21 protein-coding genes are annotated in these 25986 nt (G+C 38.0%); 18 read left to right on the forward strand and 3 right to left on the reverse strand.

Annotated elements, in window-relative coordinates; translation table 11 throughout:
- The first annotated feature begins 8 nt into the window (after positions 1-8).
- Positions 9-2024: an ATP-dependent DNA helicase RecG gene (gene recG, locus TZ96_RS03020; RefSeq protein ID WP_045762823.1), complete on the forward strand. Its 2016-nt coding sequence runs from the start codon at positions 9-11 to the stop codon at positions 2022-2024.
- An 18-nt stretch (positions 2025-2042) separates the two neighbouring features.
- Here the strand turns inward: recG and TZ96_RS10915 are convergent, their stop codons facing one another.
- Entirely contained in the window at positions 2043-2213 is a 171-nt protein-coding gene (locus tag TZ96_RS10915) for a hypothetical protein (RefSeq protein WP_045762824.1), read from the reverse strand.
- A gap of 752 nt (positions 2214-2965) precedes the next feature.
- Here TZ96_RS10915 and glmS point away from each other — a divergent pair.
- The gene (gene glmS, locus TZ96_RS03030; RefSeq protein WP_045762825.1) at positions 2966-4774 is read left to right on the forward strand and encodes a glutamine--fructose-6-phosphate transaminase (isomerizing); all 1809 of its coding nucleotides are present in this window, start codon (positions 2966-2968) and stop codon (positions 4772-4774) included.
- Between the two features lie 216 nt (positions 4775-4990).
- Here the strand turns inward: glmS and TZ96_RS10920 are convergent, their stop codons facing one another.
- Positions 4991-5266: a hypothetical protein gene (locus tag TZ96_RS10920; RefSeq protein ID WP_045762826.1), complete on the reverse strand. Its 276-nt coding sequence runs from the start codon at positions 5264-5266 to the stop codon at positions 4991-4993.
- A gap of 175 nt (positions 5267-5441) precedes the next feature.
- A complete protein-coding gene (locus tag TZ96_RS03040) occupies positions 5442-6926 on the reverse strand; it encodes a DUF1846 domain-containing protein (RefSeq protein WP_045762827.1) in 1485 nt (494 codons plus the stop codon).
- A gap of 150 nt (positions 6927-7076) precedes the next feature.
- On the opposite strand from TZ96_RS03040, the gene TZ96_RS03045 reads away from it, so the two are divergent.
- The 16 genes from TZ96_RS03045 to TZ96_RS10765 all read left to right on the forward strand — a co-directional run bounded on the left by TZ96_RS03045 (position 7077) and on the right by TZ96_RS10765 (position 25986).
- Positions 7077-8687 (forward strand): glycoside hydrolase family 13 protein, encoded by a 1611-nt coding sequence (locus tag TZ96_RS03045; RefSeq protein WP_045762828.1) that lies wholly within the window; start codon positions 7077-7079, stop codon positions 8685-8687.
- Positions 8688-8856: 169 nt separating this feature from the next.
- A complete protein-coding gene (locus TZ96_RS03050; RefSeq protein ID WP_045762829.1) occupies positions 8857-10824 on the forward strand; it encodes a peptide ABC transporter substrate-binding protein in 1968 nt (655 codons plus the stop codon).
- A gap of 158 nt (positions 10825-10982) precedes the next feature.
- Positions 10983-12941 (forward strand): peptide ABC transporter substrate-binding protein, encoded by a 1959-nt coding sequence (locus TZ96_RS03055; protein ID WP_045762830.1) that lies wholly within the window; start codon positions 10983-10985, stop codon positions 12939-12941.
- A gap of 399 nt (positions 12942-13340) precedes the next feature.
- Positions 13341-14786 carry an LCP family protein gene (locus TZ96_RS03060; protein ID WP_045762831.1) on the forward strand — a complete coding sequence of 482 codons (1446 nt, stop codon included), beginning with the start codon at positions 13341-13343 and terminating at the stop codon, positions 14784-14786.
- A gap of 1 nt (position 14787) precedes the next feature.
- Positions 14788-15519 carry a capsular polysaccharide biosynthesis protein Cps4B gene (gene cps4B / locus TZ96_RS03065; RefSeq protein WP_045762832.1) on the forward strand — a complete coding sequence of 244 codons (732 nt, stop codon included), beginning with the start codon at positions 14788-14790 and terminating at the stop codon, positions 15517-15519.
- An 8-nt stretch (positions 15520-15527) separates the two neighbouring features.
- Complete coding sequence (locus TZ96_RS03070) at positions 15528-16220, forward strand: CspC family polysaccharide chain length determinant protein (RefSeq protein WP_045762833.1); 693 nt, start codon at positions 15528-15530, stop codon at positions 16218-16220.
- Between the two features lie 10 nt (positions 16221-16230).
- Positions 16231-16914 (forward strand): tyrosine-protein kinase, encoded by a 684-nt coding sequence (locus tag TZ96_RS03075; RefSeq protein WP_045762834.1) that lies wholly within the window; start codon positions 16231-16233, stop codon positions 16912-16914.
- A gap of 21 nt (positions 16915-16935) precedes the next feature.
- Positions 16936-18306 carry a sugar transferase gene (locus TZ96_RS03080; RefSeq protein ID WP_045762835.1) on the forward strand — a complete coding sequence of 457 codons (1371 nt, stop codon included), beginning with the start codon at positions 16936-16938 and terminating at the stop codon, positions 18304-18306.
- A 37-nt stretch (positions 18307-18343) separates the two neighbouring features.
- The gene (gene cps2T, locus TZ96_RS03085) at positions 18344-19516 is read left to right on the forward strand and encodes a beta 1-4 rhamnosyltransferase Cps2T (RefSeq protein WP_045762836.1); all 1173 of its coding nucleotides are present in this window, start codon (positions 18344-18346) and stop codon (positions 19514-19516) included.
- Between the two features lie 5 nt (positions 19517-19521).
- On the forward strand, positions 19522-20418 hold the full coding sequence (locus TZ96_RS03090) for a LicD family protein (RefSeq protein WP_045762837.1): 897 nt from the start codon (positions 19522-19524) through the stop codon (positions 20416-20418).
- Entirely contained in the window at positions 20419-21138 is a 720-nt protein-coding gene (locus TZ96_RS03095) for an IspD/TarI family cytidylyltransferase (protein ID WP_045762838.1), read from the forward strand.
- 2 nt (positions 21139-21140) lie between these two features.
- Complete coding sequence (locus TZ96_RS03100; RefSeq protein WP_045762839.1) at positions 21141-22196, forward strand: NAD-dependent epimerase/dehydratase family protein; 1056 nt, start codon at positions 21141-21143, stop codon at positions 22194-22196.
- Positions 22197-22733: 537 nt separating this feature from the next.
- Entirely contained in the window at positions 22734-23984 is a 1251-nt protein-coding gene (locus tag TZ96_RS03105; RefSeq protein ID WP_045762840.1) for a hypothetical protein, read from the forward strand.
- A gap of 37 nt (positions 23985-24021) precedes the next feature.
- Positions 24022-24948 carry a glycosyltransferase family 2 protein gene (locus tag TZ96_RS03110; protein ID WP_052696545.1) on the forward strand — a complete coding sequence of 309 codons (927 nt, stop codon included), beginning with the start codon at positions 24022-24024 and terminating at the stop codon, positions 24946-24948.
- 15 nt (positions 24949-24963) lie between these two features.
- Positions 24964-25743, forward strand: a complete 780-nt coding sequence (locus TZ96_RS03115) for a glycosyltransferase family A protein (protein WP_052696547.1) — start codon at positions 24964-24966, stop codon at positions 25741-25743.
- A gap of 30 nt (positions 25744-25773) precedes the next feature.
- Complete coding sequence (locus TZ96_RS10765; RefSeq protein WP_045762841.1) at positions 25774-25986, forward strand: hypothetical protein; 213 nt, start codon at positions 25774-25776, stop codon at positions 25984-25986.

Raw genomic sequence — 25986 nt, forward strand, 5'->3', positions numbered from 1 at the left:
AGAAGAGCATGAATTTACATCAACCCTTGCATGTCTTGCCTGGCGTGGGACCAAAGTCAGCAGAGAAATATGCCAAACTAGGAATCGAAAACCTGCAAGATCTCTTGCTCTACTTTCCTTTCCGTTATGAAGATTTCAAGACCAAGCAGGTGCTGGAGCTGGAAGATGGGGAAAAGGCGGTACTGTCTGGTCAAGTAGTGACTCCTGCTAGTGTCCAGTACTATGGTTTTAAACGCAATCGCTTGCGTTTTAGCCTCAAGCAGGGAGAAGTCGTTTTTGCGGTGAATTTCTTTAATCAGCCCTATCTAGCTGATAAGATAGAGTTGGGAGCAACTCTTGCCGTCTTTGGAAAATGGGACCGTGCCAAGGCTAGCCTGACAGGGATGAAGGTCCTAGCTCAGGTGGAAGATGACCTCCAACCTGTCTATCGTCTGGCTCAGGGAATCAGTCAGGCCAGTCTAGTCAAGGTTATCAAGACGGCCTTTGATCAGGGGTTGGACCTCTTGATTGAGGAAAATCTTCCCCAGTCTTTGCTGGACAAATACAAACTCATGTCTCGTTGTCAGGCAGTCCGTGCTATGCATTTTCCTAAGGATTTGGCAGAATACAAGCAGGCCCTTCGCCGTATCAAGTTTGAGGAACTCTTTTATTTCCAAATGCAATTACAGACCCTCAAGTCTGAGAATAAGATTCACGGAAGTGGTCTGGTCCTGAATTGGTCCCAGGAAAAACTAACTGCGGTTAAAGAAAATTTGCCTTTTGCTTTGACCCAAGCACAAGAAAAGAGCCTGCAAGAAATCCTGACCGATATGAAGTCGGACCATCACATGAATCGACTCTTGCAAGGGGATGTTGGTAGTGGGAAAACAGTGGTGGCAGGTCTAGCGATGTACGCAGCCGTTACGGCTGGTTATCAGGCTGCCCTCATGGTTCCAACAGAGATTCTTGCAGAGCAACATTTTGAAAGTCTAGAAAGTCTCTTTCCTGATTTGAAACTGGCTCTCTTAACAGGTTCATTAAAAGCTGCAGAAAAACGCACGGTTTTGGAAACTATTGCCAAGGGCGAGGTCGATGTGATTATCGGAACTCATGCTCTGATTCAAGATGGGGTAGACTATGCTAAACTCGGTTTGATTATCATCGACGAGCAACACCGTTTTGGTGTGGGACAAAGGCGTATTTTACGTGAAAAAGGAGAAAATCCAGATGTCCTTATGATGACGGCAACACCGATTCCACGAACCTTAGCCATCACCGCCTTTGGAGATATGGATGTTTCCATTATTGACCAGATGCCTGCTGGGCGCAAACCAATCGTAACTCGCTGGATCAAGCATGAGCAATTACCACAGGTCCTGACTTGGTTGGAAGGAGAAATTCAAAAAGGTTCTCAAGCCTATGTTATTTCGCCCTTGATTGAAGAATCTGAAGCTCTAGATCTTAAAAATGCTATTGCTTTATCGGAAGAATTGACGGCTCATTTTGCAGGAAAAGCAAAAGTTGCTCTCTTACACGGGAAGATGAAGAGTGATGAAAAAGACCAGATTATGCAGGAGTTCAAAGATAGAAAGACTGATATTCTGGTTTCGACAACGGTTATAGAAGTTGGGGTCAATGTGCCAAATGCGACAGTCATGATTATCATGGATGCTGACCGTTTCGGACTTAGTCAGCTTCATCAGCTCAGAGGTCGTGTCGGTCGTGGGGAGAAGCAGTCCTATGCAGTTCTTGTGGCCAATCCCAAGACTGACTCTGGTAAAGACCGCATGCGTATCATGACAGAAACGACCAATGGATTTGTCCTTGCAGAAGAAGATTTAAAAATGCGTGGTTCGGGTGAGATTTTTGGAACCAGACAGTCAGGTCTACCAGAGTTTCAAGTGGCTGATATTATCGAGGACTTCCCAATACTTGAGGAAGCACGTAAGGTGGCTAGCTATATCAGCTCACTGCCTAACTGGCAGGAGGATCCAGAGTGGCATGTGATTGCCCTGAATCTAGAGAAGAAAGAACATTTAGATTAATACTCTTCAAAAATCTCTTCAAACCACGTCAACGTCGCCTTGCCGTATATGTAGGATACTGACTACGTCAGTTCCATCTACAACCTCAAAACAGTGTTTTGAGCTAACTTCGTCAGTTCTATCCACAACCTCAAAACGGTGTTTTGAGCAACCTGCGGCTAGCTTCCTAGTTTGCTCTTTGATTTTCATTGAGTATAAGCTTTCTCTAAGAAAATCTTAAGCTTGCTTTTAGGGTTATTGCCTATACTAGAGTCATCAAAAAGAAACGAGGACTCTCACATGACAATGACGATTAAAGTAAATTATCAAAAAACGTTTCAACAGGAACAAACACCTTCTCCTAAATACTAAGTAAAAGAGCGGTAACGCTCTTTTTGTGTGGGAATTCTCAGGTAAGGGATTTAGAAAAATGCTTATATTAATTTTATTTACTGAATGCATAAACTTAAACATCACTTCAAACAAGGTCTTAGTCTATCTGGTAAGCTGAAAGCGGTGCTTTGAGAAAGCTGTGGCTAGCTTTCTAGTTTTCTCTTTCGTTTTATTGAGTCACAAGTTACTTTTAGTTTTTTCTAAGGAAAATATAAGCTATGTTTTAGGAAGGGATTTTATACTAGGTTTATCAAAAAGAAACGAGGACTCTCACATGACAATGACGATTAAAGTGAATTATCAAAAAACCTTTCAAGAAGTAGTAGAAGCAGACAAGCTTGCTACAAAATAGTAGTTATTAAGGGCGATAGAGCCCTTTTTAAATACTTGCTTTAGGCGAAATATGATAGATTTTTAGCATGTGGGATCAGTAGAATTAGGCTATACCAATTTTTGTTCTTGACAAGTGAAAGAAACAAGTATATACTGTTTCTGCTGATTCTGAAAAGCGAGAATTAGACTATACCAATTTTAAGGGGAAAGCACAGCTAGCCTGTGTCGTATATACTATGTGTGGAATTGTTGGTGTTGTTGGAAACACAAATGCAACTGATATTTTGATTCAAGGGCTTGAAAAGCTCGAATACCGTGGTTATGATTCTGCGGGGATTTTTGTCCTAGGTAGTGCTGAAAACCATTTAGTGAAGGCGGTTGGTCGTATCGCAGAATTATCTGCTAAAACTGCTGGTGTTGAGGGAACAACTGGTATCGGACATACTCGTTGGGCGACTCACGGGAAACCAACAGAAGACAATGCTCACCCCCACCGCTCTGAGACAGGACGTTTTGTCTTGGTGCACAACGGGGTGATTGAAAACTACCTTGAAATCAAGGAAGACTACCTTGCAGGTCACCACTTCAAGGGACAAACAGATACTGAAATCGCCGTTCACTTGATTGGTAAATTTGCGGAAGAAGACGGATTGTCAGTGCTGGAAGCCTTCAAAAAAGCTCTTCACATCATCCGTGGTTCTTATGCCTTTGCCTTGATCGACTCTGAAAATCCAGATGTTATCTACGTGGCCAAGAACAAATCACCACTCTTGATTGGTCTTGGTGAAGGTTACAACATGGTCTGCTCAGATGCTATGGCTATGATTCGTGAAACTAATCAATATATGGAAATCCATGACCAAGAGTTGGTAATTGTGAAAGCTGATAGCGTTGAAGTGCAGGACTATGATGGTAACAGCCGTGAGCGTGCTAGTTATACTGCCGAGCTTGACTTATCTGATATCGGTAAGGGAACCTATCCTTACTACATGCTCAAAGAAATTGATGAGCAACCAACAGTGATGCGTAAGTTGATCCAAGCTTACACAGATGAAGCTGGTCAAGTTGTCGTAGATCCAGCTATCATCAAGGCTGTTCAAGACGCAGACCGCATCTACATTCTCGCAGCTGGGACTTCTTACCATGCAGGATTTGCTTCTAAGAAGATGTTGGAAGAATTGACAGATACGCCGGTTGAACTTGGTATCTCCTCTGAGTGGGGGTATGGTATGCCGCTTCTCAGCAAGAAACCACTCTTCATCTTTATCAGCCAATCTGGTGAAACAGCTGATAGCCGTCAGGTTTTGGTTAAGGCCAATGAAATGGGAATTCCAAGCTTAACAGTGACAAACGTTCCAGGTTCAACTCTGTCACGTGAAGCCAACCATACTATGTTGCTTCATGCAGGTCCTGAAATTGCCGTAGCGTCAACTAAGGCTTATACAGCCCAAATAGCAGCCCTTGCCTTCCTTGCAAAAGCGGTTGGTGAAGCAAATGGCAATGAAAAAGCCAAAGCCTTTGACTTGGTTCATGAATTGTCTATCGTGGCTCAGTCTATCGAATCAACTCTCTCAGAAAAAGAATTGATTGATAGCAAGGTTCGTGATCTTCTTGAAACAACACGTAACGCCTTTTATATCGGACGTGGTCAAGATTACTATGTAGCCATGGAAGCCAGTCTCAAACTCAAAGAGATTTCTTATATCCAATGTGAAGGTTTTGCGGCTGGAGAGCTCAAGCACGGAACTATTGCTTTGATTGAAGAAGGAACGCCTGTATTGGCCCTCTTGTCAGATCCGGTTCTTGCTAATCACACTCGCGGAAATATCCAAGAAGTGGCAGCGCGTGGCGCTAAGGTCCTCACTATCGCAGAAGAAAATGTTGCCAAAGATACAGACGACATCGTTCTTACGACCGTACACCCTTACCTCTCACCAATCTCAATGGTCGTACCAACACAATTGGTCGCTTACTTTGCAACTCTACACCGTGGACTTGATGTGGACAAACCACGTAACCTTGCTAAGTCAGTAACGGTAGAATAAACCCAAAGTTTAAATCATAAGCAAAAGTGAACAAAATAGTTTTCTGGAAATCAGAATGCTATCTTGTTCACTTTTTTGTATACTTAATGAAAATCAATGACCAAACTAGTTCTCTTGTGTAGATGTCTCCAAGCATCGCTTTGAGGTTCTAGATAAGAGTGACGAAGTCAGTCTGATTACACCAATTTGATATTGTAGAGAAAACGGATCAAGACCTCAGCCAAGGTAGTTCAAGTCAAGATTGAAGAGGATTGATTCATACTCTTCGAAAATCTCTTCAAACCGCGTCAACGTCGCCTTGCCGTAGGTATGGTTACTGACTTCGTCAGTTCTATCCACAACTTCAAAACAGTGCTTTGAGCTGACTTCGTCAGTTCTATCCACAACCTCAAAACAGTGTTTTGAGCTGACTTCGTCAGTTTCATCTACAACCTCAAAGCAGTGCTTTGAGCAACCTGCGGCTAGTTTCCTAGTTTGCTCTTTGATTTTCATTGAGTATCACTCCTTTTAAGGATTCATTAGAAATAAATCTAAAATTAAATGTTATCCCAGTTTCTATGAAAATGAGAATTCTTTTTGAAAGATATGCTTGTGGAAGACTTGCAAGATATAAAAAACTCCAAGAGCTGGATGATAAGTATCCAATTCTTAGAGAGTTTGTCATGCTTTATTTGCGATACAAACGATCGTATTGGTAGTAAGGATCAAAGGTTACGTTGATTCCTAGTTTACGAAGAACGTTTTTATCTTCATCTGTCAGGATGATTGTAGAATGAGCTTCGCTACCCTTGAGATTTCCTAGCTCCTTCATGGCGCGGTCAGCATCAGGATTCTGCATAGCTGTGATTGCAAGTGCGATAAGGATTTCATTTGAGTGGAGTCGGGGATTGCGGCTACCCAAGTGATTGATTTTCAAACCTTGGATTGGTTTCACCACTTCTGGTTCGATTAATTTTGTTTCAGCATCGATGTTAGCTGATTTCTTGATTGCATTGATCAAAGCAGCGGCTGTTGGACCAAAGAGTTCTGAGTTCTTACCAGTAACGATTTCACCAGAAGGTAATTCAAGAGCGAGAGCAGGTCCGCCTGTTTCTTCTGCTTTTTGACGTGCGGCAACAGCAACCTTTCTATCAGCGGGTGTGATACCTAGGTCATTCATGAGAAGCTCAATTTTCTTAACGGCAGTTTCACCGACTTTTTCAGCCTTGAAATCAAGAACAGTTTGATAGTAGCGACGGATAATTTCCTGTTTAGATGCTTCAATGGCAGCGTCGTTATCAGTGATTGCAAAACCAACCATATTAACACCCATGTCAGTTGGAGATGCATAAGGAGACTCACCCAAGATACGTTCCAGCATACGCTTAAGAACAGGGAAAATTTCAATGTCGCGGTTGTAGTTGACTGTGGTTTCTCCATAAGTTTGGAGATGGAATGGGTCAATCATGTTGACATCATCTAGGTCTGCTGTAGCAGCTTCATAAGCCAAGTTGACTGGGTGATGAAGTGGGAGATTCCAAACTGGGAAGGTTTCAAATTTTGCATAACCAGACTTGATACCATTGATTTGGTCGTGGTACATGTTAGACATACAAGTTGCCAACTTACCTGAACCAGGCCCAGGAGCAGTCACGACAATCAAGTTACGACTAGTTTTGATATAGTCGTTTTTCCCCATACCTTCAGGAGAAATGATGTGATCCATATCTGTCGGATACCCCTTGATAGGGTAGTGAAGATAAGAGTCGATACCATTTTTCTCTAATTGATTACGGAAGGCATCAGCTGCCGGTTGGCCTGCATATTGAGTAATGACAACTGAACCAACAAAGATACCGAGTTCATTGAATTTATCAATCAAACGAAGCACTTCTTGGTCATAAGAAATGCCCAAGTCTCCACGAGCTTTTGAGTGCTCGATATTGCTAGCGTTAATAGCGATAACAACCTCAACTTGCTCCTTCAACTCTTGCAAGAGCTTGATTTTATTGTCAGGTTCATATCCAGGAAGGACACGAGCAGCGTGGAAATCTTCTAACATTTTGCCACCAAACTCCAAGTAGAGTTTGCCGTCAAATTGGTTGATGCGCTCCAAGATATGGTCGCGTTGTAGATTTAAGTATTGTTCAGAACTAAAAGCTTGTTTTTTCATTTTTTTACCTCTGATCTCTATTATATAAAAAAAATGGAAGATAAGAAACAACGGAGGTTCGAAATAAGGAAAAAGATTAAAGCAAACGCTTGCATAAAATTAAGAAAAGGTCTATGATGGAATAAAGTGAATGTTAAAAGGGGAAAAAAGATGCAAGAAAAATGGTGGCACAATGCCGTTGTTTATCAGGTCTATCCAAAAAGTTTTAAGGATAGCAATGGAGATGGGATTGGTGATTTACCTGGAATTACCAGTAAGCTAGACTATCTAGCTAAGTTAGGGATCACAGCGATCTGGCTTTCTCCAGTCTATGATAGCCCCATGGATGACAATGGTTATGATATTGCCAATTATCAAGATATCGCGGCTATCTTTGGAACCATGGAAGATATGGATGAGCTGATTGCTGAGGCTAAAAAACGAGATATCCGAATCATTATGGATTTGGTGGTCAATCATACATCAGATGAGCATGCTTGGTTTATCGAAGCTTGTGAAAATCCTGATAGTCCTGAGCGAGACTACTATATCTGGCGTGATGAACCTAACGAATTGGAGTCAATTTTCAGTGGTTCTGCCTGGCAATATGACGAAAAGGCTGGTCAATATTATCTGCACTTTTTCAGTAAGAAACAACCAGACCTTAACTGGGAAAATGAAGAACTACGCCAAAAAATCTATGAAATGATGAATTTCTGGATTGATAAAGGGATCGGTGGATTTCGTATGGACGTTATTGACATGATTGGGAAGATACCTGATCAGAAGATTGTCAACAATGGTCCTATGCTCCATCCTTATCTCAAGGAAATGAATCAGGCTACTTTCGGCGACAAAGAGCTCTTGACAGTAGGGGAGACATGGGGAGCGACACCAGAAATCGCAAAACTCTATTCAGATCCAAAAGGACAAGAACTGTCTATGGTCTTCCAGTTTGAACATATCTGTCTTCAGTATCAGGAAGGACAACCTAAGTGGCAGTACCAAAAAGAGCTAAATGTTGGGAAATTAAAAAAGATTTTCAACAAATGGCAGACAGAATTAGGAGTTGAGGACGGCTGGAATTCGCTCTTCTGGAACAACCATGACCTCCCTCGTATCGTCTCAATCTGGGGAAATGACCGAGAATACCGCGAAAAATCTGCTAAAGCGTATGCAATCTTGCTTCATCTCATGAGAGGGACTCCTTATATTTACCAAGGGGAGGAGATTGGGATGACCAATTTTCCGTTTGAAACGCTGGATCAAGTAGAGGATATTGAATCCCTCAATTATGCGCGTGAAGCTCTTGAAAAAGGCGTTCCGATAGAAGAAATTATGGACAGTATCCGTGTGATTGGACGTGACAATGCCCGTACCCCAATGCAGTGGGATGAGACAAAAAATGCTGGTTTCTCAGATAGTCAACCTTGGCTTGCTGTAAATCCAAACTATGCCAAGATAAATGTAAAAGAAGCTTTAGCAAACCCAGATTCTATCTTCTATACCTATCAAAAATTAGTAAAACTTCGTAAAGAAAATAGCTGGTTGGTTCGTGCTGACTTTGAACTTCTCGAAACGGATGAAAAAGTCTTTGCTTATATCCGTAAGGATGGAGAACGTCGTTTCCTAGTTGTGGCCAATTTGTCCAACCAACAGCAAGAGTTTACAGTAGAAGAGTCAGTCAAGTCTATCTTGATTGAAAATACCTCAGTAGAAGAAGTTTTGACTACACAGACCTTGGCTCCATGGGATGCCTTCTGTGTCGAACTAGCTGATTAAAACCAGAAACTTAAGTGTCCAAAGATGCTTGAGTTTTTTTCTAAAATAAGTGTAAAAACTTCTTTAATAAATATTAGTTTGAATTTTCTAAAAAATCACCTGAAAACCCTTGCTTTTATATAAAAATAGGGTATAATGGTGAAAAATAGTATTTTAAAGGAGAATATCTATGAAATCGAAAAAGTGGCTCGCAGTAGCAGGGATAACGATGAGCGCAGCTCTTCTTTTGGCGGCTTGTGGTAAGACTGAAAAAAAAGCAGATGCTCCAACAACATTTTCGTATGTATATGCCATTGATCCAACAACATTGGACTATAGCGTTACTAGTAAAAGTTCAACATCAGACGTCATTGCCAACTTGGTCGACGGACTCTTGGAAAATGACAAATATGGAAACTTGATTCCATCGCTTGCTGAAGACTGGTCTGTTTCACAGGACGGTTTGACCTACACCTACAAGCTACGTAAAGGTGTTAAATGGTATACTTCTGAAGGAGAAGAGTATGCTGAAGTCAAGGCCCAAGACTTTGTGACAGGTTTGAAGCATGCTGCAGATGGTAAGTCAGATGGCCTAACTCTTATCCAAGACTCTATCAAAGGATTGGCAGAATACGTCAGTGGTGAAAGCAATGACTTCTCAACAGTTGGAGTTAAAGCAATTGACGACTACACTGTTCAATACACCTTGAACCAACCAGAAAGCTTCTGGAATTCTAAGGTGACAACAGCGACTATGCTCCCTGTTAATGAAGAATTCTTAAATTCTCAAGGAAAAGATTACGGTGCGGCAGCTCCTTCAGGTATTCTCTACAATGGTCCATATATTTTGAAGAACTTCACTTCAAAATCCGTGATCGAGTACGAAAAGAATCCAAACTACTGGGATAAAGACAATGTGAAGATTGACCACGTCAAGCTGACTTTCTACGACGGTTCTGACCAAGAATCATTGATTCGTAGCTTTGCGTCAGGCTCATATACGACAGCTCGTCTTTTCCCAACTAGTTCAAGCTTTGATTCAACTAAGAAAGAATACGGCGATAAGATCGTTTATAGTCCTCAAGAAGCAACTAGCTATTACTTTACTTTCAACGTAAATCGTCAGTCTTACAATAAAACAGCTAAGACAGATGATGCCCAAAAAACTTCAACTAAAGAAGCGCTTCTCAATAAAAACTTCCGTCAAGCTATCAACTTCGCTCTAGACCGTCATGCCTACTCTGCACAGATGAATGGCGAAGAAGGTGCAGACAAGATTATCCGTACCAGCCTTGTGCCTTATGACTATGTCCAAGTTGGTGAAAAGACCTTCGGTGAATTGGCTCAAGAACAATTGGTAACATACGGAGACCAGTGGAAGGATGTAGCTTTGACAGATGGTAAAGATACCCTTTACAATCCGACAAAAGCAAAAGCTGCTTTTGAAAAAGCAAAATCAGAATTGCAAGCTAAAGGTGTAACCTTCCCAATCCATTTGGATATTCCAGTTGAGCAGACTGATGTCATTGCTGTACAGCAAACCAACTCTCTCAAACAGTCTGTCGAAGCAGCACTTGGAAGTGAGAATGTTGTCATCGATGTACTTCAAATGACTGACAATGAGAAAATGAGTATCACATCTCAAGCCAAAGTGCCTTCTCAAAAAGACTATGACTTGAACGGAACTGGATGGGGACCAGACTATCAAGACCCAGCAACCTACCTCAATATCTTAGATGCTAAGAAGGGTTCTGCTCTTAAACACTTGGGTATCACAAAAGGTAAAGATCCAGAAGTTATGGCTCAAGTTGGACTTGATGAGTACAAGAAACTCTTGGATGATGCAGCATCAGAAACAAGCGATCTTAACAAACGCTATGAAAAATATGCCAAAGCACAAGCTTGGGTTTCAGATAGCTCACTTCTTATCCCTGTAGCTTCTTCAGGTGGTTCTCCGACAGTTAGCCGTACAGTGCCATTCACAAAAGCTTACTCTCAAGTTGGTATCAAGGGAGATCCATTTGTATTTAAAGGTTTAGAATTGCAAAACGATATTGTAACAGCTAAAGAATACGAAGAAGCTCTCAAGAAATGGCAAAAAGAGAAAATCGAAACAAATGCCAAATACCAAAAAGAACTAGCAAATCACGTTAAATAGTCTTTTGTAATGAATAAAGAAATCCTGTTTTGAAGCGGGATTTCTTTATTTTTTGATTTTCAATGAGAGGTCAAATCAGTATATAACTTTACTTTTTGGACAAAATTTGTTAAAATATAACCATGTTACAAAACCTAACATACGAGGAGAAATAAAACATGAAACTTAAAAAACGTTTGATTGGAGCGGGGTTGACACTTGCTGCTGCGGTCCTATTGACAGCATGTGGCCAGTCAGCATCAGACGGCAAGACATACTCGTCTACCTTTGGTGCAGATCCAACAACCTTCAACTATCTCTTGGACTACGCTGGTGATAACACTGCTATTGTAACCAACTTGGTTGATGGTTTGCTTGAAAATGATAACTATGGAAACCTCATTCCTGCCCTTGCAGAAGATTGGAGTGTTTCTAAGGATGGTTTAACTTATACCTACAAACTTCGCCAAGATGCCAAGTGGTTTACAGCTGACGGTGAAGAATACGCTCCCCTTAAAGCACAAGACTTTGTAACTGGTATCAAGTATGCTGCTGACAACAAGGGACAAGCTTTGGACTTGATTCAGAACTCTATCAAGGGCTTGGATGATTATGTAACAGGTGCAAATACTGACTTCTCAAATGTTGGTGTCAAAGCCTTAGATGACTATACTGTCCAATATACCTTGACTCGTCCAGAGCCATTCTGGAACTCAAAAACAACCAACAGTATCTTATTCCCTGTAAACGAAGAATTCCTTGCTTCTAAAGGTAAAGACTTCGGAACCCTGAAACCAGATAGCATTCTTTATAGCGGACCATATTTGTTAAAAGATTTTACATCTAAGTCTTCTATCGAATATGTGAAAAACCCACATTACTATGACCAAGAAAAAGTAACGATTGAAAAGGTAAAATTGGCCTACTTTGATGGTTCAGACCAAGACTTGACAATTCGTAACTTTGAAAGTGGTGCTTACTCATCTGCAGGTGTTTATCCAAATAGCTCAAACTTTGCTAAGACAAAGGAAAAATACAAGGACAATATCGTTTATAGCTTGCAAGATGCAACATCTTGGTACTATAACTTTAACGTTAATCGTGGTGCTTATAGCCATACTGCAAAAACAAGCGATGAACAAAAACAAGCAACTCAAGCTGCAGTTTTGAATAAAAACTTCCGTCAGGCAATTAACTTCGCCATTGATCGTACAGCCTACTCAGCTCAATCAAATGGTGAAGAAGCAGCTAAGAACACCCTTCGTAACTCGCTTGTACCACCAACTTTCGTACAAGTTGGAGACAAGACTTTTGGTGAAACAGTTGCTTCAAAATTGGTCAACTATGGTACACAATGGTCGAATATGAATCTTGAAGATGCTCAAGACGGTTATTTCAATAAAGAAAAAGCACAAGCCAAGTTTGCTGAAGCTAAAAAAGAATTAGAAGCCCAAGGTGTGAGCTTCCCAATTCATTTGGACTTGCCTGTAGACCAGGTTAACAAGACCTTGCTTTCTGGAACAAACTCAATCAAACAATCAATTGAATCAACACTTGGTTCTGAAAATGTAGTGGTTGACGTTATCCAATTATCGACGGATGATTATACAAACGCAACAGTTCAAGCACCAACTCCTGCAGATCACGACTATGATTTGAATTTGGATGGATGGTCAGCTGACTATCAAGATCCTTCAACTTACCTCAATCCTTTCAACGCTGAAGATGGATTCTATCTCAAGATTTTGGGACTTGATCCAAGCAAGGATGCAAATAAGATTACTAGTCTAGGTTTGGACCAATTTACTCAAAAATTAAAAACAGCAGATGCAGAAAATACAGATGTAGCTAAGCGCTATGAAAACTATGCAGACGCACAAGCTTGGTTGATTGATAGTTCCCTTCTAATCCCAGTTGTGTCAAACGGTGGTGGTGCTTCAGTGACTCGTGTGACACCATTTACACGCGCTTACTCACTAGTTGGTATCAAAGGAACTGGAAGTAACTACAAGTACATGAGATTGCAGACAGATGTTGTTACAAGCTCTCAATTTGCTGAAGCGAAGGCTAAATGGGAACAAGAACGTAAAAATTCTGTCGAAAAGAGTCAAAAAGACTTTGAAAGTCACGTGAAATAAGTATAAGAAGAGGTTGGGACAAACATCCCAGCCTTACTTTTTATTAGCGATAAGTTTTCGATGTGACAGCTGGTTGGATTTTTTTGTTAATTTTTTGGATTCTAGAAATCTTTTTTGGGGGAAAATCTTGTATTCCTTACTTACAATATTTGATAACCCAGTCGATTGTTAAAACATCGTAGATTTGGAACTAGGAAGTCGAGGTTTGATTTAACAGTTTATAACCCCGTCTTTTTTAGATTAGATACCTCTTTCAAGCGACATTTTAGCCATTTTATCATTGGAATTTACTATTCATGTTTTTAAGGTGAATAAAAACGGTTACTTAACATGTGTTGATGGTATCCAGCAATACTTTGTGATATAATGAAAATGAAAAATACTTTGTAGAGGTGTAAGTTGAGTAGACATTCAAAAGGAAGCAAAACGAGCAAGTTTCAACAAAGCATCAATATTATTTTGTTGTTTGTATATATAGTGCTTGCTTGTTTTTTGCTGTTTTTAATATTCAGATATCATATTTTAGCAATTAGCTATGCAAATGTCCTTATAGCGATTGTTATGATCCTGCTTGCGCTAATAGCCTTGCTTTTGATTCTAAAAAGAAAAGCTAAGATCTTCACCATGATTTTACTCTTGGTGTCGGTATTTGTCAGTTCCATTTCTTTGATTGGAGTTCATCAATTTATCAGCCTAGCAAATCAACTCAATGCGACATCTAACTATTCTAGTTACTCTATCAGTGTTGCAGTTTTGGCGGATAGTGAGATTGGAAATGTTTCGGAATTATCCAGTGTGACGGCTCCAACCAAAACAGATGCCGAAAATATTAAAAAACTGCTCGATGATATTAAGACAAGTCAGAGTAAAGACTTAACGGTTGAAGAAAGTGCTTCCTATCTTGCGGCTTATAAGAGTTTGCTGGCTGGAGAGACCAAGGCAATCGTTTTGAACAGTGTCTTTGAAAATCTGATTGAGCAAGAGTACCCAGACCATGCCAAAAAGATCAAGAAGATTTATACCAAAGAACTAACCAAGACTGTTGAGGCACCTAAGGTTTCTCAAAACAAGGCATTTAATATCTATATTAGTGGGATTGATACATACGGACCGATTAGCTCCGTTTCTCGTTCGGATGTCAATATCATCATGACGGTTAATCAAGAAACCAAGAAAATTCTCCTGACAACAACGCCTCGTGATGCCTATGTGCCTATAGCTGATGGCGGTAATAACCAAAATGATAAATTGACCCATGCAGGTATTTACGGCGTGGATGCTTCCATTCATACCCTAGAAAATCTCTATGGAATTGACCTGAATTATTATGCACGACTCAACTTTACCTCCTTTTTGAAATTGATTGATCTCTTAGGTGGTGTCGATGTTTATAATGATCAAGACTTCACATCACTTCATGGGAATTATCACTTCCCTGTTGGAAATGTGCACCTAAACTCTGAGCAGGCTCTAGGTTTTGTTCGTGAACGTTACTCCTTAACTAATGGTGATGGAGATCGTGGACGTAATCAACAAAAAGTCATTGCTGCCATTATTCAAAAACTAACTTCGGCAGAAGCCTTGAAGAATTTTGATGGTATTATGCAAAGTCTGCAAGATTCTGTACAAACCAATATGCCTCCTGAAACCATGGTTAGCCTAGCAAATGCTCAACTAGCAAGTGGAGGAAAATATACTGTCATCACTCGAGATCTAAAGGGAACTGGTCGTATGGATCTTCCTTCCTATGCCATGCCTGACAGCAGCCTTTATATGCTAGAGGTAGATCCAAATAGCTTAGAGACACTCAAAACAGAGATCAAAGATATCATGGAAGGAAAATAAGATGATTGACATCCATTCACACATAGTTTTTGATGTAGATGATGGTCCGAAGAATAAGGCAGAGAGTATAGCCCTCCTGAAGGAAGCTTATGCTCAAGGAGTTCGTACCATCGTTTCGACTTCTCATCGTCGGAAGGGGATGTTTGAAACACCAGAAGAGGACATATTAAGAAATTTTAAAGTTATCAAGGAATTGGCTAAAGAAATTGCTCCCGACTTAACCATCTTGTATGGAGCAGAAATCTATTACAGCAGTGATGCTTTAAACAAATTAGAGAATCAACAGATTCCTCAACTAAATGGCACCCGTTACGCCCTGATAGAATTCAGTATGAATACCCCTTATCGTGAAATCCATAGCGCATTGACCAATATTTTGATGTTGGGAATAACCCCTGTTATTGCCCATATAGAGCGTTACGATGCTTTGGAAAATAATGAAAAAAGGGTGCGAGACCTTATCAATATGGGATGCTATACCCAGGTCAATAGTTCGAGTATCCTCAAACCAAAACTGTTTGGCGACACCTATAAATTCATGAAAAAGCGTGCTCGCTATTTTTTGGAGAGGGACTTGGTTCATATAGTTGCTAGTGATATGCATAATCTAGAGAGTCGTCCACCTTATATGCGAGAGGCTTATGAGATAGTGAGCAAAAAATATGGCCAAGATAAGGCTCGGGAACTCTTTGTGGAAACCCCCGAAAAAGTCATTAAAGATCAAATAATATAGGAGTTAAAATGAAAGAACAAGATACTATTGAAATCAACGTTATTCAGTTATTAAAGGCGCTATGGAAAAAGAAACTGCTAATCCTTCTTGTAGCCATAGTAGCAGGAGCTGCTTCCTTTGCGTATAGTAGTTTTGTGGTCAAACCTGAGTATAGAAGTACAACGCGAATCTATGTGGTTAATCGAAATCAAAACGATAAAGCAGGACTAACAAATCAGGACTTACAAGCAGGGGCCTACTTGGTCAAGGACTATCGTGAAATCATTCTATCTCAAGATGTCCTAGAGAAAGTAGTTGCTGATCTTGGCTTGAACGTTAATGCAAAAGCATTGGCTAAAAAGGTTCAAGTAACGGTCCCTGCAGATACACGTATCGTATCTATTTCAGTTAGTGATCATAAACCTGATGAAGCTAGTCGTATTGCAAATGCACTGCGAGACGTTGCAGCACAAAAAATTATCGCAGTTACTCGAGTTTCGGACGTAACGACTCTGGAGGAGGCCCGTCCAGCTACTGGTCCTTCATCACCAAATATCCGTCGTAATACTTTAATGGGAATCGGTGCAGGTGCAGGCTTGGTGATTGTCGTGGTTCTATTGGTTGAACTTCTAGACGACCGTGTTAAACGTCCAGAAGATATCGAAGACGTTATGAAAATCTCACTCCTTGGAGTCATTCCAGACCTGGATAAATTAAAGTAAGGGAGAACATATGGTAAAGTTAGAATTAGCACAACAAAAACTGAACTCTTTAAAAAAGGCGGAAGAGTATTACAATGCTTTACGTACAAATATACAACTGAGTGGGAATAACTTAAAGGTTATTGCAGTTACATCGGTCGATCCGAGTGAAGGAAAATCTACAACTTCTACAAATATCGCTTGGGCTTTTGCGCATGCAGGCTACAAAACGCTATTGATTGATGCCGACATCCGAAATTCAGTCATGTCTGGAGTATTCAAGTCAAGAGAAAAAATCACTGGTTTGACAGATTATCTAGCTGGGACTCAGGATTTGTCACATGGTCTCTGTGAAACAGACGTTGAAAATTTATTTGTAGTTCAATCAGGAGCAGTTTCACCGAATCCAACAGCTCTCTTACAAAGCGCTAACTTTGAAAGAATGATTGAGACTTTACGCAAATATTTTGATTATATCATCGTTGATACTGCCCCTATAGGGGTTGTAATTGATGCAGCCATTATTGTCCAAAAATGTGATGCATCCGTTTTAGTAGCAGAAGCTGGTGTAGCAAAACGAAGAGAAGTGCAAAAAGCTAAAAGTCAGTTAGAACACACTGGGAAACCATTTCTAGGTGTAGTTTTGAATAAATTTGATGTTCAACGTGAAAAATATGGTTCTTATGGTGGCTATGGCAATTATGAAAAAAGATAAAATGAAGTTAGGGAGTCCAGTATGGAAGGAAGGGTTTTCTACAATGTAACTCTGGCATTCTTACAGAGTATACTTGTTAGTGTATTAGCTTATATACTGATTGCAATTTCAGAAACTGATATTGTTCCAAATACAGTATTCGTCTTATTTTTTCTTCACTTTGCAGCCTTCTACATTAGTGATTATGGTAAAGATTTTTTCAAACGAGGCCAGTATGTTGAGCTAGTAGAAACGATTAAATACATCCTCTTTTATGCCTTGTTGATTAGTTTTTCAAGTTTCTTCTTAAAAGAAAAATTTGTGATTTCTAGACGAGGGATGCTCTATTTGCTTTCTTTGTATGGTGTTTTGAATTATCTACTTAGTTTCTTTGTGAAGCGTTATTGGAAAACCTTTAATCATAATTTGAAGAGCAGTCGTAATATTTTGTTGATCACAGCGACATCACGTACTGAAAAAGTGTTGGACCGTTTGTTGACCGCTAACGATGTTCAAGGGAAACTGGTTGCAGTCAGTGTCTTAGACATGCCAGAATTTACTCATGAAAAGGTGACGGTTGTTCCGAGGGAACAGTTGATCTCTTATGCAACGCACGAGGTAGTGGATGAAGTCTTTGTCAATCTTCCAAGTGAAGACTACGACATTGGAGCCATTATTTCTCAGTTTGAAACCATGGGAATCGCTGTCACAGTCAATCTCAATGCTTTCGACAAAAACTTAGGTCGCGATAAACAAATCCATGAGATGGCGGGCTTGAATGTAGTGACATTTTCTACAAATTTTTACAAGCCGAGTCATGTCATAGCCAAACGTATCCTCGACATTTGTGGAGCTATTGCTGGGCTGATCCTTTGTGGAATTGCTAGTCTATTTTTAGTTCCTATGATTCGTAAAGATGACGGTCCTGCAATCTTTTCACAAACTCGTGTCGGAAAAAATGGTCGTCACTTTACCTTTTATAAATTCCGCTCGATGCGAGTCGATGCAGAAGCGATCAAGGAACAGTTGATGGATCAAAATACGATGCAAGGTGGTATGTTTAAGATCGATAACGATCCTCGAGTGACAAAGATTGGACATTTCATCCGAAAAACTAGTTTAGATGAATTGCCACAATTTTGGAACGTGTTGATTGGGGATATGAGTCTAGTCGGCACTCGTCCGCCAACGGTAGATGAGTACGAAAAGTACACACCTGAGCAAAAACGTCGTCTAAGCTTCAAACCTGGAATTACAGGCTTGTGGCAAATTAGTGGTCGCAGTGCAATCACAAACTTCGATGATGTTGTAAAGCTTGATGTGGCTTATATCGATGGTTGGACCATCTGGAAAGATTTCGAAATATTGTTAAAAACTGTAAAAGTTGTGTTGATGAGAGATGGAGCAAAGTGAGTTTGTTTGCGCTCTCTGTCTATAAATTAGGAGTAACATGAAAAAAACGGTCTATATTGTAGGGGCAAAAGGGATTCCTGCTAAGTATGGGGGATTTGAAACCTTTGTTGAAAAATTAACAGCCTTTCAACAAGACAAGGACATCCAATATTATGTAGCTTGTATGCGTGAAAACTCTGCAAAGTCAGGGATTACTGAGGATGTTTTTGAACATAACGGTGCTATCTGTTATAACGTCGATGTACCTAATATTGGTCCAGCGAGAGCTATAGCCTATGATATCGCTGCAATTAACAGAGCGATTGAAATTGCTAAAGAAAATAAGGACGAAGCTCCTATCTTCTATATTTTAGCTTGTCGCATTGGACCATTTATCCATGGAATCAAGAAAAAAATTCAAGCAATAGGTGGGACTCTTCTAGTTAATCCGGATGGTCATGAGTGGTTGCGTGCTAAGTGGAGCGCCCCGGTTCGTCGTTACTGGAAAATTTCTGAAGGTCTTATGGTCAAACATGCAGATCTTTTAGTGTGTGATAGTAAGAATATTGAAAAATATATCCAAGAAGATTATAAACAGTATCAACCTAAGACAACCTATATCGCTTATGGGACAGATACAACACGCTCTACATTAAAAAGTAGTGATGAAAAAGTACGTACTTGGTTCAAAGAGAAGAATGTTTCTGAAAACGACTATTACCTAGTTGTAGGACGTTTTGTTCCAGAGAATAACTATGAGGCTATGATACGTGGGTTTTTGGCGTCTAACTCTAAGAAGGACTTCGTCCTAATCACAAATGTAGAACAGAATAAATTTTATAATCAGCTATTAGCAAGTACTGGATTTGATAAAGATTCACGAGTGAAATTTGTTGGAACAGTCTACGACCAAGAACTTCTGAAGTATATTCGAGAAAACGCCTATGCTTACTTCCATGGACATGAAGTTGGAGGAACAAATCCTTCGCTACTTGAAGCTTTGGAGTCAACAAAGTTGAACCTACTACTTGATGTTGGTTTTAACCGCGAAGTTGGGGAGCAAAGTGCGATCTATTGGAAAAAAGACAAACTATCACAAGTGATTGAGGAAGTTGAACAATTTGATCAAAAAATGATTGATGAGTTAGATAGACAATCAAATCAGAGAATTTTGGATGCTTTCACTTGGGAAAAGATTGTTACAGACTACGAGAAATTATTTAAAGGTTAGAGTTAATGGCAGTAAAATTAAAATATGATAAGTCAGATATTATATTTTTAGATGATGACGGATTGAAAAAATACCAATCAGAATTGTTGAAAATGATATCAGATGTGTTTACTTTTTTTGATGAAAATGGGATAGCGTATTCTTTAAGTGGAGGTAGCATTTTAGGGGCAATCCGTCATAAAGGGTTTATCCCTTGGGATGATGATGTTGATATCAATATTCCGAGGGAAAGTTACGATAAACTATTTTCTCTATTTGAGTCAGACAATAGTCTTAGTCGCAAATATTATCTTCAATCACCAAAAAGTCATCCAGAGTTGGGACTTCATGTTTCTCAAATTAGAAAAAAAGGAACAGTTGCTCGTAGGAAATATGATCATTCGGCTGAGGAGTGCGGTATTTCTATAGATCTTTATATTGTAGAAAATGTATACAATAATCCAGTGAAACGATTCTTTCAAGGTTATACAAGTATGTTTTTGACTTTTGCCTTAGCTTCTGTACGAGAAACAAAGAATCATGCCCTGATGAAAGAAATGTTTAGACTGGAAGGTAGAAAACTAAATTATTCAGCTGGAAAGTTAATGGTTGGTTGGTTTTTTGGAATTATTCCAATTGAAAAGTGGTTGAATTGGCTTGATAAATGTAATTCAAGCTGTAAGGATTCACATACAAAATATGTATCCATACCTACAGGAAGAAAACACTTTAGACGCGAGACTTACTTGCGAGAGAATATGAATATTTATAAAAAGGTTCCTTTTGAAACTTTGATGGTGAATGTTCCTGTTTGGTCAGAAGAGTATCTAGAAATGTTTTACGGTAAAGATTATATGGTCGTTCCTCCTATGGATAAGAGAGAGCAACATTTATTTTTAGAGTTGAGTTACGGAGAAGAATAAATGAAAGTAGCAATATTAACTGCTTCAGGTATTGGGAGCAGGATTGGTCAAGATATCCCTAAACAATTTATTCATGTTGAAAATAAGCCAGTCATTATCTATACCCTTGAAAAATTTCAAAATCATCCAGAAATTGATGAAATCTGTATTGTCATTTTAAAAGGGTGGGAGCAGATGGTTAAGGCTTATGCGGAACAATTTGGAATTACAAAGTTAAAGATGATAACTTTGGGAGGGAAGTCTGGTCAAGAATCAATTTATAACGGTCTTAGAGCAGTTAAGAAAGCTCATCCCAATGAGGATGTGACTGTATTAATTCATGACGGGAATCGTCCTTTAGTGAGCAATGATATTATTAGCAACGCTTTAGCAACATACCAACAGTTTGGAAATGCTGTTGCAGCAATACCAACGACTGAGGTAGTATTTGTTTTAGAAAATCTACAATCAACTTCGTCCACAGAAGCACTGAATCGTGACTTGTTGAGACGAACACAAACTCCTCATGTTTACCATCTTGATAATATTCTATCGCTTCATGAAAAAGCATTAGAAAATGGGATAACTGATGTTGCAGCATCATGCCAACTCATGCAACTATTCGGAGAAAAGAGTTATTTCTCTCTTGGATCAGAGAAAAACTTGAAAATTACGACTGTAGAAGATCTCGATATTTTTAAAGCCTTATTGAGTTCAACTCGAGATAAGTGGATTAAATAGTAATGACATTATTATTAAATAAAATATATAGACAAGATGTAGAATCTTCTCTAGAAACAATCGTCAATATTAATGATTTGAATGGCAAGTCAATTTTAATTACTGGAGCTTCTGGTTTGATTGGTTCAAGTGTCATTGACCAGTTATTATTGCTAAATGAAATAAGGAATTTTAACATTAAAATTTTTTGTTGTGGAAGAAAGGTTGAGTCATTAGAAAAACGATTTGGTAGACAAACAGAGTATTTACACTTTGTGTTCTATGATGCGACTGAAGTACCTCACTTTGATTTTGCAGTGGATTACATTATTCATGCTGCTAGTCCTGCTAGTCCTGAATTATATGTGAATCAGCCTGTAGAAACAATGGCTAGTAATTTTCTGGGCATGTATAATCTACTGGAATACGCCAAAAATTCTAAAGTTTCAAATCTAGTTTATATCTCATCTAGTGAAGTTTATGGAATTAGCACTAGTAATAATCCTTTGGACGAAAATTATATTGGAACTGTTGATCATCTTAGCGTACGGTCTTCTTATGCCAGTTCAAAAAGAGCTACTGAAACACTTTGTGCTAGTTTTGCTTCCGAGTATGGAATCAAAATAATGATAGTAAGGCCAGGACATATCTATGGTCCTAGTGCCAAGAACTCTGATAATCGTGTATCATCATTTTTTATGACAGAAGCTATTGCTGGGCGTGATATTGTCATGAAAAGTACAGGTAGTCAGTTAAGATCCTATTGTTATAGTTTGGATTGTGCCAGTGCTATTCTAAGTGTTCTCCTTTCGGGTGAGTCAGGGCAAGCTTATAATGTTTCCAATCCAAATTCAATTGTTACTATAAAACAGATGGCTGAAATAGTTTCTCGAGTTGGCAATGTGAAACTTACCATGGCTGTTCCTAGCAATCAAGATATTAAACAGACTAATCCTATGCAGAATGCTAGTCTTAGGAGTGATAAGCTAGAAGGTTTAGGATGGCAAGGATTATTTTCTGCTGAAGTAGGCTTCCAGCACACATTTAGTATTTTAAAGGAGTTATCAAGTGAAAAATGATAGTGTTTTAATCATGATGACAACATACAATGGAGAAGAATTTATACGTGAACAGTTGGAAAGTATCCGTTTTCAAACCATTCCAGCATGGAAACTATAGATTCGTGATGACAATTATAGTGATCAAATAAGAGCAATTATTAAAGAATACGAAGAAAAAGATAGTCAATTTTTGATATAAGCTATCCAAGGGGGATTTTGGAGAAGTTTTTTATAGAAGATGGAGAGAATTTTCATTAAAAAAACGACACTATATTATCAATGGAAATGTTAGAACTATATATTAAAAACATGCGAGAGTATCTTTTGTTATGAATATTATGAGAGTACATAGAAAGATAGAGATTCCACTGATGGAATTTTATAGAGAAGGGGAAACTGTATTTGTTTGGATATATTGAACTCCGTGGAATGGATTGATTAGGGTATGTACATATGGTAAATGGATGTAACCCGCAAACAGAACGCGGATGGAGTACACATTTGCTAATTACAGAGATTCATTGAAAAATATTAGAGTTTCAAATAGGAAAAGTAATGATTGACGGAGATTTTATGAATAGAAGACTTGTAATAAAAAAGAAAAGTATAATGTTTTTCATGCTTATGTTATGTGTTACGGCATTTTATGGGACAAATTATTGGTATACAAATATCTATATATATGATTTTATGATTATAACATCATGCTTATTATCAATAATAGTATTTGTATGTAATGGTATTAGAATTGATAAAACATATTATAAAGGGACAATAATACTGAGTATTGTAATGTGGTTTTCAGGACTTATTGCTGCACAAGGAAAAGGGCTCCCTGCTATTGTAATCTTTAAAGAGAGTTTATATACTATTACTCCAATAATGATATTTTTAGCTTTCCGACCTATGATAAAGTCAATAAAAGACACTTCATTATTCCTTCGTACTATTTCTGCTGCCGGTGTTATATGCAATTTAATTGCTTGTATTGAAATGTTCTTTGCAAAAAGAGGATTTGATTTTCTAAATATAAGTGTATTTGAAAAACTTAGAAATGGTACTCCTAGATTTATAATTGGAGAAACAATAATAGTTCTTAGTTTTTTTATCTCCTGTAGTATTGTTTTTAGTAAAGGTGGAAAGAGAAATAGACGCATTTTCCATGTTCTAAATATAGCTCTCACAGCTATAAATTTAGTGTATATTATTAAAACAAGGACACTTAATTTATATATTTTATCAACACTTATGATGATTCCTGTTTTAAAAAAAAATATAAAGAAAAAACTTAAGTTTTTGGTTGTGTTTTTGATATCTATAATTATTACTTTTGTTTCTGCAGAATATTTTATACCAATAGTCAAAAATTTAATTCATAGTGATCATGGGGTTCAAATTAGATTCTTTACGATAGAATACTATATAGAGTATTTTAAAACTCATTACTTATTGGGAGCGGGATATATTTCTTCTAGTCCATATTATGAAACCCATTCTATTGTTACCGGTCCATTAGGACGTTATTATCCAAGCGATGTAGGTTTGATTGGACTTATGTTTAGAAGTGGGATTATCGGGCTAATTTGGTTAATAAGTTGGTTTTATACAAGCCTGAAGATAATCAAAGATAATACGATTAGAATTCCAGCTCAGTATGATTTATTAATGAAGCTAGTTATAGTTTTTTTGATGTTTTCTTGTATTAATTTGATAATCACTGATGCACCTAGATTCCCATACATTGCATTAGTTATGTTACTTTTTGAATCAAGTTACACCTTGAGTTATGAAAACAGTTCTAATTAGAATATATATCAGATAGTTATTTTAAAGGATGGGGGAAATGATTAAGAGATTAGCAATACTTATGGCCACATATAATGGCGAAAAATATATAAAAGAGCAAATTGAAAGTATTCTCAACCAAGATACAGAAGATTTTGATTTTACTCTAATTATTAGAGATGACGGTTCAACAGATAATACTAAAAATATAATTAGAGAGTATGTTGATAGTGGGAAAATTATTTTTATAGAAGGCCAGAATAAGGGGGCGGCAAGAGGATTTATTTCTTTGTTATGTGATAATCCGGGATATGATTATTATGCTTTCTCGGATCAAGATGATGTTTGGAATCATAATAAATTACAGAAAGGTATATGGAGTCTTTCCAAATATACTGGGCCAGCACTTTATTGTTCTAATTGTGAATTAGTTGATTCAGAGTTAAATAGTATAGGTCGTAACACACATAGGAAGAGGCCGAACTATACTCTTGAATCTATTCTTTGTCTTGCTAGTTGTGCACAAGGATGTACATCTGTATTTAATAAAGAGCTAGCTTCGATAGTTCAGGAGAATGATGTGCCTGATACTTTTATTATGCATGATTCTTTGATTACTTGTTTATGTGCACTGATAGGTGGAACGATAATTTACGACGAAATTCCATCAATGAAATATAGAATGCATGATGATAATATATTTGGAATGGTGTCAGCTAAGCAAAATGTACTAAATGTTATAAAAGATCGTATTAGTGAAATAACAAAAAAGCGAACGATTAGTATGTACGATCAAGCAGAGTGTTTACTAAAGGTTTATAAAAAATATATAGATTCTAACAATCAAGATATATGTAGAATTGTTATTGATTCTAAAGTATCGCTAAAGGCAAGACTTAAGCTGATTTTTAATAAAAATTTGCAGCATACTACATTAAATAAAACCATAACAAAAAAATTAGAGATATTATTTGGCAATGGCTAATAAAGGAGTTTAGATATGAAGTATCAACTCATTGTATCAACAATGAATCAACAGGATGACAGTCTGATAGAGAAAATGAATATAAAATCTGATGCAATTATCATAAATCAATCAAACTCATTTTCTTACCATGAGACGAAATTGAAAAATTCGATTGTAAAATGGTATGAATTCAATGAAAGAGGTATTGGTTTAAGTCGAAACACAGGTTTCATGAGATCGGATGCTGATATTATTCAATTTGCTGATGACGATATGATTTTTACAGATACATATTATGAAGACGTATTATTAGAATATCAAAAACATCCAGAAGCTGATGTAATTCTTTTTTCAAATAAATGTCTTAATGAAGATCGAATGCCTTATCAGGTTAATAATTTTGGACGTATAAATAGGTTTGAAGGTGTTAAGTTTGGTGGTGCTAGAATTACAGCCAGGAGAGAAAAGATATTGCATAATAACATAACGTTTTCTCTTTTATTTGGGGGGGGAGCAAAATACGGTGCAGGAGAGGACGTAACATTTATTCAGGACTGTATCAAGGCAGGATTACGGGTATATAAATCACCTATTATTGTTTCTACAATGAAACAAGATTCTTCTACATGGTTTAAAGGATATGATAGAAAATATTATAAAGATAAAGGTGCTTTATTAGCAGCAAATTTCCCTTCTATAAGTGAGGTAGGAGTATATATACAAGCTTTCAAAAATAGGGGGGGGATTTATACATTTAGTGAATTACTTAAATTTTATAAGGAAGGTGTTAACGAATTTAAAACAAACAGATGATAGGTTGATATGATAAAGAGGTTTTTAATTATGCCAAGAAATAAAGTTTACAATACTGGCGAGACAGATATCGAGTTGAAAAATAAATACACTTATGAAGTGATGTATATTATTTCTTTACTAATTGTAGCCTATAATATTATTCTTTGGTATTGGAATGCGGACGGTACTTTTATATTAGTAATAATGATTTGCGCATTGGAGCATGGAGAACAATTATTACATCAGAGGAATGGAGTGTGA

It is taken from the genome of Streptococcus infantis, assembly GCF_000963255.1.
Classification (GTDB): domain Bacteria; phylum Bacillota; class Bacilli; order Lactobacillales; family Streptococcaceae; genus Streptococcus; species Streptococcus nidrosiense.

Bases quoted from the DNA above. Each gene is read 5' to 3' on its own strand.
- TZ96_RS03055 (WP_045762830.1), top strand. From the start codon at position 10,983: ATGAAACTTAAAAAACGTTTGATTGGAGCGGGGTTGACACTTGCTGCT.
- TZ96_RS03040 (WP_045762827.1), bottom strand. From the start codon at position 6,926: ATGAAAAAACAAGCTTTTAGTTCTGAACAATACTTAAATCTACAACGC.
- recG (WP_045762823.1), top strand. From the start codon at position 9: ATGAATTTACATCAACCCTTGCATGTCTTGCCTGGCGTGGGACCAAAG.
- TZ96_RS03070 (WP_045762833.1), top strand. From the start codon at position 15,528: ATGAAAGAACAAGATACTATTGAAATCAACGTTATTCAGTTATTAAAG.
- TZ96_RS10765 (WP_045762841.1), top strand. From the start codon at position 25,774: ATGCCAAGAAATAAAGTTTACAATACTGGCGAGACAGATATCGAGTTG.
- TZ96_RS03095 (WP_045762838.1), top strand. From the start codon at position 20,419: ATGAAAGTAGCAATATTAACTGCTTCAGGTATTGGGAGCAGGATTGGT.
- TZ96_RS03045 (WP_045762828.1), top strand. From the start codon at position 7,077: ATGCAAGAAAAATGGTGGCACAATGCCGTTGTTTATCAGGTCTATCCA.
- TZ96_RS03050 (WP_045762829.1), top strand. From the start codon at position 8,857: ATGAAATCGAAAAAGTGGCTCGCAGTAGCAGGGATAACGATGAGCGCA.
- TZ96_RS03100 (WP_045762839.1), top strand. From the start codon at position 21,141: ATGACATTATTATTAAATAAAATATATAGACAAGATGTAGAATCTTCT.
- TZ96_RS03090 (WP_045762837.1), top strand. From the start codon at position 19,522: ATGGCAGTAAAATTAAAATATGATAAGTCAGATATTATATTTTTAGAT.
- TZ96_RS03075 (WP_045762834.1), top strand. From the start codon at position 16,231: ATGGTAAAGTTAGAATTAGCACAACAAAAACTGAACTCTTTAAAAAAG.
- TZ96_RS03110 (WP_052696545.1), top strand. From the start codon at position 24,022: ATGATTAAGAGATTAGCAATACTTATGGCCACATATAATGGCGAAAAA.
- TZ96_RS03080 (WP_045762835.1), top strand. From the start codon at position 16,936: ATGGAAGGAAGGGTTTTCTACAATGTAACTCTGGCATTCTTACAGAGT.
- cps4B (WP_045762832.1), top strand. From the start codon at position 14,788: ATGATTGACATCCATTCACACATAGTTTTTGATGTAGATGATGGTCCG.
- cps2T (WP_045762836.1), top strand. From the start codon at position 18,344: ATGAAAAAAACGGTCTATATTGTAGGGGCAAAAGGGATTCCTGCTAAG.
- TZ96_RS03105 (WP_045762840.1), top strand. From the start codon at position 22,734: ATGATTGACGGAGATTTTATGAATAGAAGACTTGTAATAAAAAAGAAA.
- TZ96_RS10920 (WP_045762826.1), bottom strand. From the start codon at position 5,266: ATGAAAATCAAAGAGCAAACTAGGAAACTAGCCGCAGGTTGCTCAAAG.
- TZ96_RS03115 (WP_052696547.1), top strand. From the start codon at position 24,964: ATGAAGTATCAACTCATTGTATCAACAATGAATCAACAGGATGACAGT.
- glmS (WP_045762825.1), top strand. From the start codon at position 2,966: ATGTGTGGAATTGTTGGTGTTGTTGGAAACACAAATGCAACTGATATT.
- TZ96_RS10915 (WP_045762824.1), bottom strand. From the start codon at position 2,213: ATGAAAATCAAAGAGCAAACTAGGAAGCTAGCCGCAGGTTGCTCAAAA.